The organism is Agarivorans sp. MS3-6, assembly GCF_054112545.1.
Window position 1 is genome coordinate 1,178,696 of sequence record NZ_CM134202.1, and the last position, 15,212, is coordinate 1,193,907.

The 15,212-nt window shown below is 44.6% G+C and carries 8 protein-coding genes; 5 read left to right on the top strand and 3 right to left on the bottom strand.

Features of this window, described 5'->3' with window-relative positions; genetic code table 11:
* Nucleotides 1–4: 4 nt before the first annotated feature.
* The gene (locus tag ACVFI8_RS05440) at nucleotides 5–3,157 is read left to right on the top strand and encodes an efflux RND transporter permease subunit (protein WP_457873279.1); all 3,153 of its coding nucleotides are present in this window, start codon (nucleotides 5–7) and stop codon (nucleotides 3,155–3,157) included.
* 68 nt (nucleotides 3,158–3,225) lie between these two features.
* On the opposite strand, the gene ACVFI8_RS05445 is transcribed toward ACVFI8_RS05440, so the two are convergent.
* A complete protein-coding gene (locus ACVFI8_RS05445; protein WP_457873280.1) occupies nucleotides 3,226–3,942 on the bottom strand; it encodes a substrate-binding periplasmic protein in 717 nt (238 codons plus the stop codon).
* A gap of 548 nt (nucleotides 3,943–4,490) precedes the next feature.
* Between ACVFI8_RS05445 and ACVFI8_RS05450 the strand changes: the two genes are divergently transcribed.
* Together ACVFI8_RS05450 and ACVFI8_RS05455 are read left to right on the top strand one after the other, a co-directional pair.
* Nucleotides 4,491–6,152: an AMP-binding protein gene (locus ACVFI8_RS05450; RefSeq protein ID WP_457873281.1), complete on the top strand. Its 1,662-nt coding sequence runs from the start codon at nucleotides 4,491–4,493 to the stop codon at nucleotides 6,150–6,152.
* Between the two features lie 314 nt (nucleotides 6,153–6,466).
* Nucleotides 6,467–7,564, top strand: coding sequence for an endo-1,4-beta-xylanase (locus ACVFI8_RS05455; RefSeq protein WP_457873282.1), 1,098 nt, complete (start codon nucleotides 6,467–6,469; stop codon nucleotides 7,562–7,564).
* Nucleotides 7,565–7,662: 98 nt separating this feature from the next.
* Here the strand turns inward: ACVFI8_RS05455 and ACVFI8_RS05460 are convergent, their stop codons facing one another.
* Together ACVFI8_RS05460 and ACVFI8_RS05465 are read right to left on the bottom strand one after the other, a co-directional pair.
* Nucleotides 7,663–8,952 carry a carbohydrate porin gene (locus ACVFI8_RS05460; RefSeq protein ID WP_457873283.1) on the bottom strand — a complete coding sequence of 430 codons (1,290 nt, stop codon included), beginning with the start codon at nucleotides 8,950–8,952 and terminating at the stop codon, nucleotides 7,663–7,665.
* A gap of 654 nt (nucleotides 8,953–9,606) precedes the next feature.
* Nucleotides 9,607–10,914, bottom strand: coding sequence for a carbohydrate porin (locus ACVFI8_RS05465; protein WP_457873284.1), 1,308 nt, complete (start codon nucleotides 10,912–10,914; stop codon nucleotides 9,607–9,609).
* A 438-nt stretch (nucleotides 10,915–11,352) separates the two neighbouring features.
* On the opposite strand from ACVFI8_RS05465, the gene icd reads away from it, so the two are divergent.
* On the top strand, nucleotides 11,353–12,624 hold the full coding sequence (gene icd / locus ACVFI8_RS05470) for an NADP-dependent isocitrate dehydrogenase (protein WP_457873285.1): 1,272 nt from the start codon (nucleotides 11,353–11,355) through the stop codon (nucleotides 12,622–12,624).
* Nucleotides 12,625–12,815: 191 nt separating this feature from the next.
* Entirely contained in the window at nucleotides 12,816–15,191 is a 2,376-nt protein-coding gene (locus ACVFI8_RS05475; RefSeq protein ID WP_457873286.1) for a methyl-accepting chemotaxis protein, read from the top strand.
* Nucleotides 15,192–15,212 lie beyond the last annotated feature (21 nt).

A 15,212-nucleotide genomic window follows, 5' to 3' on the forward strand; every position in this document is an offset into this window, starting at 1 on the left:
CACCATGCTAAGTCGCTTTTTTATTCAACGACCAAAGTTTGCTTTGGTCATCTCTATTTTGCTGTCTTTAGCTGGCGCCATCGCCTTGATGGTGTTGCCCGTAGCAGAATACCCGCAAATTAGCCCACCGTCGGTGAGCGTAACGGCCTACTACACCGGCGCCAGTGCCGAAACTGTAGAAGAAGCAGTAGCCGAAGTGATTGAAAGTTCGGTAAACGGCGTGGAAGACATGTTGTACATGAACTCCAAAAGTGCAAATGATGGTTCTTACTCATTAACCGTGACCTTTGATATTGGTACCGACCCCGACATGGCACAAATTAACGTGCAAAACCGGGTCACCCAAATCGAATCTAAACTCCCACCAGAGGTGCGCCAGGTAGGCGTAACAGTGCGTAAGCGTTCACCTGACTTATTGATGGTGCTTAACTTCTTTTCACCAGACGGTCATTACGACGATACTTTTTTAAACAACTACGTCACTCTCAATGTTGAAGATCAGTTGGCGCGAGTTAAGGGCATCAGTGACGTTCGTGTTATCAGCTCAGCCGAATACTCGATGCGTGTTTGGCTAGACCCATTAAAACTGGCTAACCTTGGCCTTACAACCAGTGATATTCGTGGGAGTTTGGCAGAGCAAAACGTGCAAGTTGCGGTAGGCTCTATTGGTGCGCCGCCTTATGACGCCGCTAACGATGTACAGTTTAGCCTGCTAACCAAAGGCCGTTTAGACACCGTAGAAGACTTTGAGAACATCTTACTGATCGCCCATGCTGATGGATCAAAGGTTTACTTAAAAGATGTGGCTCGGGTAGAGCTAGGTAAGCTTGGTTATTCGGCTTTTAGCGAATTTAGAGGCCAGCCGTCGATCTCGGTGATTCTATCGCTGCAAACTGGCGCCAACGCGCTAGAAAGTGGCGAAGCCGTTATGACGCTGCTCGAGCAGTTAAAGCGTAACATGCCAGAGAAAATGGATTATGAGATAGCCTACGACACCACCTTGTTTGTCTCTGAGTCAGTAAAAGGCGTAATTAAAACCCTTATTGAAGCGGTACTACTGGTTATTTTAGTCACCTATATATTCCTTGGTAGCTGGCGCTCAACCCTGATTCCCGTGGTGGCGATTCCGGTATCACTCATTGGTACTTTTGCAATAATGCTAGCCACTGGCTTTACCATTAATACCATCACCCTATTTGGTTTAATTTTAGCGATTGGCATTGTGGTTGATGACGCCATTCTGGTGATTGAAAATGTTGACAGTAAACTCACCGCTCACCCCGAACTAAGCCCGCGCCAAGCCACTTTGAAAGCCATGCGCGAAGTGACAGGACCGATCGTCTCCTCAACCTTAGTATTGCTGGCGGTATTCTTACCAGTAGCCATGCTACCGGGGATTACCGGAGTAATGTACCGCCAATTTGCGATTACTATTTGTATTTCGGTGGTCATCTCATCAATTAATGCCCTCACCTTATCACCCGCTATTTGCTCGTTAGTATTAAAACGGGGCAAGCAAAAGCAAGCTCGCTGGTTTGCCTTGTTTAACCGTGGTTTAGTGGCGGTTACCCAGCGTTATGGCCAAGCTGCTGGTATGTTAGTTAGGCGTAGTTCAGCCTTGGTACTGTTCTTCTGTTTAGCCATGGCAGCGGTAGTTTGGATGGACCAAAACACCTCAAAAGCCTTTGTACCGCAAGAAGATAAAGGCGTATTGCTGGCTAATGTGCAATTGCCAGACTCGGCTTCGCTAAGCCGCACCGCTGAAGTGTCTGAGCGCCTAGCCAACATTGTTGAGCAAGAACCGGGCGTAGAAGCCGTAACCTTAGCCAATGGTTATGGTTTATTGGCCGGCGCTATTCAATCAAACGCGGCCACCATGTTTATCAAGCTAAAACATTGGGATGAGCGAAATGCCTTAGCGGGCGACCATTCCTCGTTTGCGATTAGCCAACGGATTAATCAACAAGCCTTTGTGACGATTCAAGACGCTCAAATCTTCACTTTTGGTCCACCAGCGGTACCCGGAATGGGCACGGCATCGGGTTTTGAGTTTGTGCTACAAGACGGCTTAGGCCGCTCGCGTAGTGAATTAGCCAAAGTAATGCAAGACATCACCATCAAAGCTAATCAAGCGCCAGAGATTGGCAGTGCCTTTAGTACCTTCCGCGCCGACGTGCCACATTTTTATGTAGACATAGACCGCAGTAAAGCTAAGCAACTAGGTATTCCATTAGGTGATTTATTTACCACGTTGCAGGCCAATTTGGGCTCGTTATACGTAAACGACTTTACCCTTTACGGTAAAAACTTCCGCGTAACCATGCAAGCCGAAGACGAATACCGCAGTCGCTTAGATAACCTTGGGCAATTTCATGTTCGCAGCGCCAGTGGCGACATGGTGCCTTTAAGTACGTTGGTTAGCATTGAACAACAATTTGCTCCAGATGTAGCGTGGCGCTATAACCTTTACCGCAGTGCAGTGCTGCAAGGCCAGCCAGCTCTTGGTTACTCGTCGGGTGACGCCATTGCGGCAATGGAGCGCATTGCTGCTGCAGAGCTACCCAATGGTTACCAATTTGAATGGACAGGCTTGGCTTATCAAGAGATCCAAGCGGGCAATATGGCCATTTTTGCCTTTGCTTTGGCGTTGCTATTCATCTACTTATTTATGGTGGCCCAATATGAAAGCTGGACCATTCCGCTCGCGATTATTTTGGTGGTGCCAGTGGCAACCCTAGGATCTTATGTGGCCCTTGCTTTAGCGGGCTTACCTATGAATCTATATGCGCAGATAGGATTAGTGCTGCTGATTGCCCTGGCGGCTAAAAATGCCATTCTAATTGTTGAATTTGCTCGTATGCAACGCGAAGACAAACAAATGCCCATTGATCAAGCCGCTGTAACGGGAGGCACCTTACGATTTAGGGCAGTAAACATGACCTCTTGGTCATTCATCTTCGGCATGATCCCACTGGTGTTAGCTAATGGCGCGGGTCATATTAGCCAAAACTCTCTGGGTATTTCCTTGGTCGGCGGCTTACTGTGTGTATTATTAGTGGGCACCTTTTTAATACCGGGTTTCTACGCCATGATTCAGCGCCGCCGCGAAGTTCATCACGGTGGTTCAACGAAGTTAGAGGAAATAGAAGAAGGCTAAACATTCTTCTCTATAGGTACCAAAAAGCAAGCTATTACAGCTTGCTTTTTTTATTGGCTAAATAACAGCTAAAAATCATCTCGGTGACGCCTTATAGCCCTATTTATATCCTGTAAATGGTCTACACAAGGAGACGATTTAGACATCACCATATAAATTAGTTGTCGACTGATACTGGGCTGCATATCCACCAACAAATCGGCATACTCTGTATTAGCAATTTTCAACCTGCCCCCATGCGTGGCATACAACAAGTAATCAGCCCGTTGCAGTGCTACCAGCTTTAATGCTCGGTCTAAATCAGGCATTTCCGAAATAGTAAGATGTTGTCCTGCATAACTGTCAAACTGATCTCCAAAACTACTGCCCAATATTTGCAAACCCCGTTTACCCATCAGGCTTGTTACATCGTTATAGTTAAGGGCTTGGTCTTTACGAATAAACGCGCTGCTGTATTCTACGCCTATCGTTTCGCTGAATATAAACTTTTCACCACGCTCTTGGTTATAAAAAGCAGCAATAATTAAATCTAAATCACCCGTCTCTAGCTGCAAAAATTGCCGCTTCCAAGGCACCATTGCTTGGTAGTCAACCTTGATACCTACATCGGCAAATACTTGATTAGCTAACTCTACGGCTAACCCTTGCAATGGGGCTTGCGAGTTTTCTCTAAAAGACACATCAAACCAATTATGCTCGCCATTAATGCGGATCCGTTCGCAAGCCGCTTCTGCTGCGAAACTGAATATCCAGAACAATAACAACCACGGTAGCTTGGTGAACATAGTTACCCCGCATGACTTATTAAATTAAAGTTAGCTTAAAAAACAAAAAATTCAAAACAAGCCATTGATAATAATGTCTATTAGATATCGATTAACCACTGCCAAGCATTTCGAAAATGAACCAAAAACAATGAGACAACGCTGATTCAGCGACCACTAAAACAAGCTCTAAAGGCATTTTGTATAGGTAAAAAGACCTATTACCCATGCTCCCACGGCGACTATCTGGGTTTGGCTTAATTGCCTTTACTCTCCCCTGAGTAGCGGTAGGTTTATGCTTATCAAGTGATGCTTCACCAACTAAAAAACTACAATTCAACGGAAACACTCAGCATAATCCGTGTTTTATCCACAAAAGTGGTTACTTCATAGCGTTTGATGATGATTCAGCTCAATGATCTTAAAAAATAGACTAGGGTTTATCAGACCAATCAGCTAATCTTGCGAGCAAAAATAGATAAGCGCTGTGTGCGGCAAAAATATCAACATGCAAGAGTAGTATCGCTAAATATACTCGGCATACGCCAACCACAGGGTGAGGATAGAAAATGAATTCAACAGACCAACCTTGGTTAAACAGCTACCCTGACGACGTGCCAGCAGAAATAAGCACAGAACAGTTTGAAAACTTACTGGAACTGTTTGAGCACAGCTGCAATCAATCTCCCGAACAAATTGCCTTTGTGAATATGGGGCACAGCCTTAGCTACCAAGAGCTCGATCAAAAGTCCTTAGCCTTCGCCGCCTACTTACAGCAACATTTAGGTATGAAAGTCGGTGAGCGCATCGCTTTAATGATGCCTAATGTACTGCAATACCCTATTGCTTTATTTGGCGCACTGCGCGCAGGCTTAGTGGTGGTCAATGTTAATCCACTCTACACGCCGCGAGAGCTAAAACATCAGCTTTGTGATTCTGGGGCCACCGCCATTGTAGCCGTCACCAATTTTGGGAATAGCTTGCAACAAGTCATTAAAGACACTCAAGTCAAGCACGTAATACTCACCAGCATTGGCGACCAACTGGCGGTACATAAGCGCACCTTGGTGAACTTTGTCGTTAAGTACGTAAAAAAGATGGTGCCTAAATACAATCTACCCGGTGCCATTTCTATGCGCAGAGCCTTAACTCAAGGCAAGACCATGGCTTACAAAAAACCACAACTTAGTGGTGATGACATGGCATTTCTGCAATACACCGGCGGTACGACTGGTGTAGCTAAAGGCGCGATTCTTACTCATAGCAATGTATTAGCCAACGTAATCCAGGTGTTTTACCACTTTGGGCCTCGCACCTTGTTAGATAAAGAACACGCCGTAACGCCCTTACCTCTTTATCATATTTTTGCCAACACCGTGAGCATGATGTTCATTTTGTATATTGGTGGAAAAAACCTATTAATTACCAATCCGCGAGATTTAGACAGCTTTGTAAACGACTTACGTAAATACCCGTTTACCATGATTTTTGGCTTAAATACCTTATTTAATGGTCTACTTAATCATGCCGGCTTTCGCCAATTAGATTTCTCAAGAGCCCGCTTCACTATTGCTGGCGGCATGGCCACTCAAAAACACATTGCAGACCAATGGCAAGAGCTAACCCAAATGCCAATAATTGAAGGTTACGGTTTAACTGAATGCTCTCCAGTTGTGGCTGCTGGTACTCACCAGCAACAAGCGTTTATCCCCTCTATTGGCGTGCCAATGCCTAGTACACAAATCCGCATCGTCGATGACAACGGCGCAGAGCTAAACGTTGGAGAAGTGGGCGAATTGCAAATTAAAGGCCCGCAAGTCATGAAAGGGTATTGGAATCAACCTGAAGAAACCGCCAATGTGCTCACCGAAGACGGCTGGGTTAAGTCTGGCGATATTGGCCGCATGGACGAAAAAGGCTACTTCTTCATTGAAGACCGTAAGAAAGACATGATTCTAGTATCTGGCTTTAACGTATTTCCTAGTGAAATTGAAGAAGTGGCGACGCTACACCCTTCGATTGTTGAAGCGGCAGCGATTGGTGTGGAAGATGACGTCACCGGTGAACGGGTTAAACTGTTTGTGGTGTGCAATGCTCGAGTCGGTCGCGATGAGATTAAAAAGCACTGCCGTAAGCACCTTACTGGCTATAAGATGCCGAAAGACATTGAGTATCGAGAAGAGTTGCCCAAAAGCAACGTTGGGAAAATTCTCCGCCGAGAATTACGCTAAATAAATTCTACTCGGGATAAATCAACCAACAAAAACGGCGCAGCTGAACACTGCGCCCAACACTAATAATATCTGCCAACACACAACCCCTCACAATAACCACTTTTAATCTATTGATTTATCGAAACTATTCCCCTCCCTCCCAGCCTGAAATAATGAAAGACCTCTAACTTCACAAAAGATAATTCTGGTAAACAATGAAACAGTTTTAGCAATGTGATGACAACGCATTGTTCGGTTTAATAGTGAGCAGACACCTAAGCAAGTTGAACTTGGTGGATTTGCTTAGCGCTAACACTTAATAAGGATTTTATATGCGTTTACTGTCTTCAGCTTTACTTCCTATAGCAATAAGCATGGCCCTTAGCGGCTGTGGTAGCTCTAGCTCAGAGCCCAGCGAACCGATTCGTGTACCAGAAATTGAGAGTTTAAAAGCCCTTAGCTCTATTTATATGGGAACCGCTGTTCCCGCTGGATATGAAGGCCAATTTTCTAACGGCATAGAAACCCGTCCAGATCTACAAGACGTGGTTATTCAACACTTTGACCAAATTACCGCTGAAAACATCATGAAATCGGCTTATATTCAACCACGCCAAGGTGATTTCACCTTCGATGATGCCGATACGTTGGTTGATTGGGCCCTTGCTAATAACATTACCGTACATGCCCACGCTTTGGTCTGGCATTCACAAATGCCGAGCTGGATGAGCAGCTATAGCGGCGACTGGTCAGCGATGATGGAAGATCACGTCACTACCGTTGCCGATCACTTTAAGGGCCGCGTAGCCAGTTGGGATGTGGTAAACGAAGCCTTTGATGACAGTAACACCGGCGGTTACGCACCTTACCGTAGTAGCCCTTGGTACAATAATTTAGGCAAAGACTTTATTCCTGAAGCATTTAAAATGGCGCGTGCTGCCGATGCAAACGCCGAGCTCTTTTACAACGATTACAATATTGAAGACGATGGCGCAAAACTTAACTCGGTATTGAGAATGGTGGAAGAATTGCAAGCCGCGAACGTGCCGATTGACGGCATAGGTTTTCAAATGCATGTTAACTACGACTGGCCAAGCATCGCTGACATTGGCAAATCGTTTGCCAGAGCCGCTGACACCGGTCTAAAAGTTAAAGTGACTGAGCTTGACATAAAAATGAACCCTAACGGCAATAATAACTCATTTGACAACGCGAGAGCCGAAGAGCAAAAACAGCGCTATAAAGAGATTGTTGCCGCCTATTACAGCAATGTACCCGCTAACCAACGTGGTGGTATTACGGTATGGGGCGTGAGTGATGCTGACAGCTGGATCCCAGGATTCACCGGGCATAATGATTGGCCATTATTATTTAACAGTCAGCTAGAGCAAAAACCTGCGATAGAGGGTGTAGCCGAAGCACTGCAATAAACTCAGACCTGAACATTAAAAAGGGGGGAGGCTTTAGCCTCCCCCCTTTTTTACTGACTGATCGTTATAAAATGACTAAAGCACTTTAAACGAGCGGCTTACCACCAAGACTCAAACATCGCACCTAATGCTAAGGTATCTTGTTTTGCTTCAAGAAGCTCATTAGAGCGTACTTGGTTGTCAGCTTCACCCACTGTCGCGTAGAAGCGTAACATCGGACGGCTGTTAGCAAATGCATTTAGCGTAACGTTCTGAGAAAGCGTGACTTTCCAAGCGGTATTTTTGCCACCTTGGTCATAGTCAACCACAGAGTAACCCGCTTCTAACCAAGTAGAATGCGTTTCGTTCCAGCTATACATTGGGCGTACAATGCCACTGTAGTTAGTACGATTGTCATCTGACGACTTAGCATCATAGTCATGATAAGCCCCTAAGTAACCTAAGCTAAAGCTTTCATTAAAGTTCACCGCCCCTTCTAAACTTACGTATAAGGTGGTTAGATCTTCTACTTTATTAAAGGTACTGGTGTCGGTGTTATCAGCATAACGCATAATCAGTTGATTACGCCCTTGCGACCAGTTTTGGTCAAATACCGCAGCCACTTGGTAAGCACTAATTTTGTCTTCGTTAGTGCGATCGCCGTTCTCATCATATTGATCGCTTTCAAAACCGTAGTTAAACAGTACGCTCATGTTTATTGAGTCGGTAACCCCAATGCTGTGTAGCTTAGAAGTAAACGCGTAGTTGCCGTTGTCACCGGGGCCGTCAACTTGACCGACAACCGAGAAATCCAATTTAGCGGCATCACCCAATTCCAAATTGTAAATACCACCACCTTGACCATCGTGGGTCATCCAGAAGTAGTCATTTAGATCTTGTTGTGGGCGCTGATGAAAATCTCGACCGGCCCAAATATAGGCATTGGGTTGAGAAGCCAAAACATTGGTACCACCCGCATAGAATTTTTTCAGCGCTATATCACCATATTCCGAGATCTCCTCACCGCTTTGTAGTTCAGACTCATACTTCCACCAGTTTTCTAGCATCAGTACCACATCCCAAATGGCACCACTGTCACTTTGAAATGCTTTAGCAAATTGGAATTCACCACCGTTACTTTCATTACCTAAACGGCCCGTTGCTCGCCCAGCTAACTCACCTTCAGCTTGAACATATTTTTGAAAGTCATCAGAATAATGTAAGCCGTAACGAGCGTAACCAGAGAATATGACGCCTTTTTCAAGCTCATTACTTGGCGTAAGAACGATAGGCTGAGACTTAGCCACCTGCTCTTCTAAATCAGCATTTACATCAGCTTCGGCTTCAGCCAACACTGTCATTGGAGATAACGCTAAAGCCACAGCAGCGGAGAGTAATTTAAATTTCATAACTTTACCTATATTTTTGTATTGGAATAATCGCTTTAATTCTTATAAAGCTTCACTTATTGGACTCCGCCTAGTTATTAATGCTGCTTTCCTGCGCAATTTAAGTGAAATCGATAATACACATTAGGAAATCGCTTTCAAAAATCTTCAGTCACATAAACACAATGAAATTAAAGCTAATACTAAAATTGTGAGCAGGAACGCTACAAACACAATAAAAATGATAAAACCATGAAATTAAAAACCATGAAATGCGCATTGAATTATAAAAAATATTGCATAGTGAGTATTATTAGAGAGTTAACTCATTAGGCATTTAGGTGATCACGCTCTGCCATCACCGCTACAAACAACAAAGGGATTTGTCGCGTAAACAGCGCACCGACAGTGAATGGGTGCACAGAATGATTAAGCGATTGTTACAGGATGGCGTTGCACGAATAGGTCATGTGGCCAGCAGTCGCTAATAGCGAAAGCCGCCAACAGTTAACCTCGCGCTCGGCTTATAAGAAATGCGAGGAACAGTGAGAAGGCGCATGGCCAAAGTAGTGTAATAGACCGTGAAGTGTAGCGAATAGAAAGGCGCAGGTTTTCACCAGCACCTTTCGCTAAATCACAGGGGCTACATTAACAAAAAAGTGTTAAGCCTGTGGCTTACCACCAAGCTTCAAACATAGCACCTAACGCTAAAGTATCTTGCTTAGCCGCTACAAGCTCGTTAGCCCGAATTTGGTTATCGGCTTCCCCTACTGTCGCGTAGAAACGTAGCATCGGACGGCTATTAGCAAATGTATTTAGCGTTACGTTCTGAGAAAGGGTGACTTTCCAAGCGGTATTCTTGCCACCTTGCTCATAATCAACCAGCGAGTAACCCGCTTCTACCCAAGTTGAGTGCGTGGCGTTCCAACTATACATTGGGCGCATAATAGCACTATAGTTAGTACGCGCTTCATCTGCTGGTTTGGTATCAGAATTATGATATCCCGCTAAATAAGCAAGACTAAAATGCTTATCAAGATTCGCCAAGCCTTCTACACTCACAAATAGAGTAGTTAGGTCTGCGACCTTGCTATAAACACTGGTATCGGTGTTATCAGCATAACGCACAATCAGTTGATTACGCCCTTGCGACCAGTTTTGGTCAAACACTGCGGCCACTTGATAAGCGCTAATTTTAGCTTCGTTAGTGCGATTGCCGTCTTCATCGTATTGATCGTTCTCAAACCCGTAATTAAATAGAACGCTCATGTTAATTGAGTCGGTAACTCCGATGCTGTGCAACTTAGAAGTAAAGGCGTAGTTACCGTTATCACCGGGGCCGTCAACTTGCCCCACCACCGAAAAGTCTAATTTAGCGGCAGCCCCTAATTCTAGATTGTAAATACCACCACCTTGACCATCGTGGGTCATCCAGAAGTAGTCATTTAGATCTTGTTGTGGGCGCTGATGAAAGTCTCGCCCCGCCCAAATGTAGGCATTGGGTTGAGAGGCAAAAACATTGGTACCGCCCGCATAGAATTTTTTCAATGCTACATCACCATACTCAGAAACGGTTTCACCGCTTTCTAAATTGGTTTGGTATTTAGACCAATTCTCTAGCATTAGCACTAGGTCCCACAGTGCCCCTCCCTCATTTTGAAATGCTTTAGCAAACTGGAATTCACCGCCGTTACCTTCGTTACCTAAGCGCCCCGTGGCATTACCTGCTAACTGACCTTCGGCAAGCACATAATGTTTAATATCATCAGAATAATGTAAACCATAGCGAGCGTAACCAGAGAATATGACGCCTTCTTCAAGCTCATTGCTTGGAGTGAGAATGACAGGCTGGGAGCTAGCCACTTGCTCTTCTAAATCAGCATTTACATTTATATCGGTTTCAGTTTCAGTTTCGGTTTCAGCAAAAACAGCCATTGGTAATAATGCTAAAACCACAGCCGCGGAAAGAATTTTAAATCTCATAACATACCTGTATTTTTGTATCGGAATAATCGCTTTAATTTGTGGTGAAATGTCACTCATAGAACTGCACGTCGTTATTGATACAGCTTCCTTGCTTACGTTGAGCGAAGCGATAGTACAGACCATGAGAACGCTTTCAAGAGTGACTGGCGATATAACTTAATGGAAACTGCGGCGAATGCTTAAATTGTGGGCTAAAACACTGTAAGCGTTTGTTTAGTGAAACCTTTATGAACCCAAAAACCAAAATTAGTAATACTTAAAATCACCTGTCCGCGAGGAACAAAAGACCAGGGTGCCCCGAAAAGTCAGACCAAGGTCACCACACTTTGTCATCATCATTGCAGCCAACAAAAACGCACAGTAGAGTAAACAGACAAACGACAGTGAACTCGATCACTGACCAATACGCACTTTGATAAGGTATGGGTGTTTTTGATGCGTTACCAACATATTGTGCCGCCAAAAGATGGTGAAAAAATCACGCTAGACCACCACCAAGTATTACAAGTGCCGAATAAACCGATCATTGCTTATATCGAGGGAGACGGTGTAGGGGTAGATATAAGCCCAGTCATGCTTAAGGTGGTAGATGCTGCGGTCGCCAAAGCCTATGGTGCTGGCCGAAAGATAATGTGGATGGAGGTATTTAATGGCGAAAAGGCCGCCAATATGTACGATGGAGACTGGTTTCCACAAGAGACCTTAGGCGCAATTAGAGAGCACCGAGTCGCAATTAAAGGGCCCCTAACCACGCCTATCGGTGGGGGCTTTCGTTCACTAAACATATCATTGCGTCAAGAAATGGACTTATTTGTCAATATTCGTCCTATACGCTGGTTTGAGGGCGTACCTTCTCCCCTTAAACACCCTGAGTTAACCGATATGGTGGTATTTAGAGAAAACTCTGAAGACATTTATAGTGGTATAGAGTGGAAAGCCGGTAGTCCCGCCGCTGAGCGAGTGATTGATTTTCTTCAGCAAGAAATGGGCGTTAGCAAAATACGTTTTAGTGAAGAATGTGGCATTGGCATCAAACATATTTCAGAGCAGGGCTCGAAGCGTTTGATTCGCCATGCTATCCAATACGCCTTAGAGCATAAGCGGGCATCGGTTACCTTGGTGCACAAAGGTAACATCATGAAGTTTACTGAGGGCGCGTTTAAGAATTGGGGCTATGAGTTAGCAGAACAAGAGTTTGGCGCACGCCTTCACAATAACGGCTATTGGTTAGAAATTCCACGTGGTGAGCAACAAGCACCATTAATCATCAAAGACATTATCTCCGATAGTATGTTTCAACAAGTCACCTTGCATCCAGAACTGTATGACGTTATCGCCACCATGAACCAAAATGGGGATTTGTTGGCTGACGCGCTGGCTGCACATGTTGGTGGCATTGGGATTGCTCCTGGCGCCAATATGAGTAGCGAAGTGGCTTTTTTTGAACCCACTCATGGCACTGTGCCTCGCCTTGCTGGACAAGATAAAGTCAATCCTTGTTCGATTATTTTATGCGCCCAAATGATGCTAAAACACATTGGCTGGATAGAGGCGGCAGAATTAATTAGCCAAGGTGTCAATGGCGCCATAGGTGCGCGCACCGTTACCTACGACTTTGCCCGTATGATAGAAGATGCTACCGAAGTAAGCTGCTCAGCATTTGGTGATGCGGTAATAAAACATATGGATAGCACCCACTCAACTTGACACCGCCGAGTGTGAAATCAGTCAAGCAGAGCCAGCCAAATTAACTCGCTAAGCGCTGCTTAAAGTACCTATAAAAGCCAATAGTCTACAGTTTGACCGGTATCACAATTAGTCGATTTTCAACCTTGCCTGTTTAATGGAATTGACACTAAACTCAATGATAAACCTAATAAATTTATAAGACTGTTGGCATGAAATTACAATCCAAGCTTTTGCTGAGTACCTCAACGCTCACTTTATTTTTTGTCATTACCAGCTGTTTAATCCTTGGCGGCATTACCATCTCTGAGTCGAAAAAGTTATTACTGGTGAACGCTGAAAATCAGCTCATTTCCAACCGAAATCAAGTGGCTAAACAGGTTGAAGGTTATTTTGGAACGATACGAGGCCAAATAGAAACCTCAGCCAGTAACTTAATGTACCAAGAGGCAATGGCACAATTTAAAACGGCCTTTTTCAAGCGCCCCTTAGCCAATACATCAAATCAAACCTTAGAACAGTACTATACTCAAGATTTTTCTGCTGAATATAGCAAGCAAAACCCTGGCGAAACGTCCCCTTCCAGCATGGCACTTAAGCAACTGTCGCAACGCACTAAAGAGTTTCAACAAGTATTTATTGCTGATAACCCCGCTCCCTTAGGCAGTAAAGACCAGCTCACTAATATTGACGAAACAAGCGCGTATGCTCAAGCACACAGCAAATACCATTCTGCTATCCATCATTTTCAAAAAGAATTTGGTTACTACGATGTATTTTTAGTCGAGCCCGATAATGGCTACATTGTCTATTCGGTGTTTAAAGAGTTAGATTTTGCAACGTCCTTAAAAGAAGGGCCATATCAACACACCAACATTGGCCAAGTCTTCAAGCAAGTATTACAAACCAAGCAAACCGTTTTAACCGACTTTGCCGCTTACCCGCCTTCCTATGATGCCCAAGCGGCCTTTATCGCGAGTCCCATTATGGCCAATAATAGCGTGATCGGTGTATTAATTTTTCAAATGCCCATCGACCGGCTAAATAGCATCATGACTCATGACAATAGTTGGAAAACATCCGGCTTAGGAGATAGCGGTGAAACCTATTTGATCGGTCAAGATGGCTTAATGCGCTCTGATGCGCGTTTTTTGATTGAAGATTTAGCCGCCTATTTAACAGCAATGCAGAATTTGGGGATGTCAGAACAGAACATTGAAAAGATGAGAGCCAAACAAACCTCTATGGGGCTGCAAAAAATCGATACCCAAGGCAGTCAGGCGGTCATTGCCGGAAAAACCGGAACCGCTGTATTTGATGATTATCGTGGGGTGAGTGTTGTGTCGGCTTACCAGCCTTTATCTATTGAGGGGGTGAGCTGGAGTGTATTAAGTGAAATGGATGAAAGTGAAGCCTTGTACTTAGCCAGCCAAATACAAGAGAAAACCATTAGTAGCTTAGTTGGCTTAGCTATTGCGGCCTTGATTATTGCCAGTATCGTTGGCTGGCTGCTAGCGAAAACCATTACTGCGCCAATCAGAAACATGCTAACGACTGTCAGCCAGCTGTCTTCAGGACAAGGTGATCTTAGGATCAGGCTTGCCGACAAAGGCAGCGATGAGATATCGACCCTAGCCAAGGGGGTAAATCTGTTTATCGGCTATTTAGACCAAACTTATTCGCAATTAATGGGCTCTATTATTAGAATGACGCCCATGTCTGAAGACGTTAAAGACATTAATGGTTCACTCACTGTTTACGCTAAAAACACTCAAGAGCAATCGGAAAATGTCCGCGAACAACTGACCCTAGCCTTAAATAGCAGCCACTCCGTCAATCAAGAGCTTAACAATATAAAATCGGCGGCAGAACACACCACCGGTGAAATCATCGTAGGTCGGGATACGGTAGGTTCTACAGCGAACAAAATGGCGGCACTAAAACAAAATATTGTTAGTACCTCGTCTGCAGTAAGCCAGCTAGAAACCGATACCGACGAAATTGTCAGAATTGTTGATGTGATAAAAGGGATTGCAGAACAAACCAACTTATTAGCGTTAAACGCCTCCATTGAGGCTGCTCGAGCAGGAGAAATGGGCAGAGGTTTCGCGGTGGTAGCCGATGAGGTTCGTGGGCTTGCATCAAGAACAAAAGAGTCTGTAGATGATGTCACCAACATAGTGAATAAGATTACCCTCAGCACCACCCAGGTAACTAACATCATGGAGCAGGGATTAGCCTCAACGGAAGAATGCTCAATCAAAGTCAACCAAACGCAAAGCAGCTGGGAGGACATTGAAACGGCAATTACCACCATTGAAAAGTATGTGCAGAGCATCGACTCAGCAATTCAGGGGCAACTTCAATGCCTGTCAGATGTATCTGACAACTTTCAGCAAATGGATTCAAGCTTTGATAACACCTTGGAATCGATTCACTTGTGTGATCATGTGAGTAGCGATATCGGTAAACTGGGAGAACGCCTATTAGAATTAACCAATAGCTTTCAAGTCACCGACAATCAATTTTCTAGCCAACGGCGCGAAAAAGTAAGAGCGGCAAATAGTGACGAAAGCAACGGGAAATAACCCCCCTTGTTACTGCCAAGC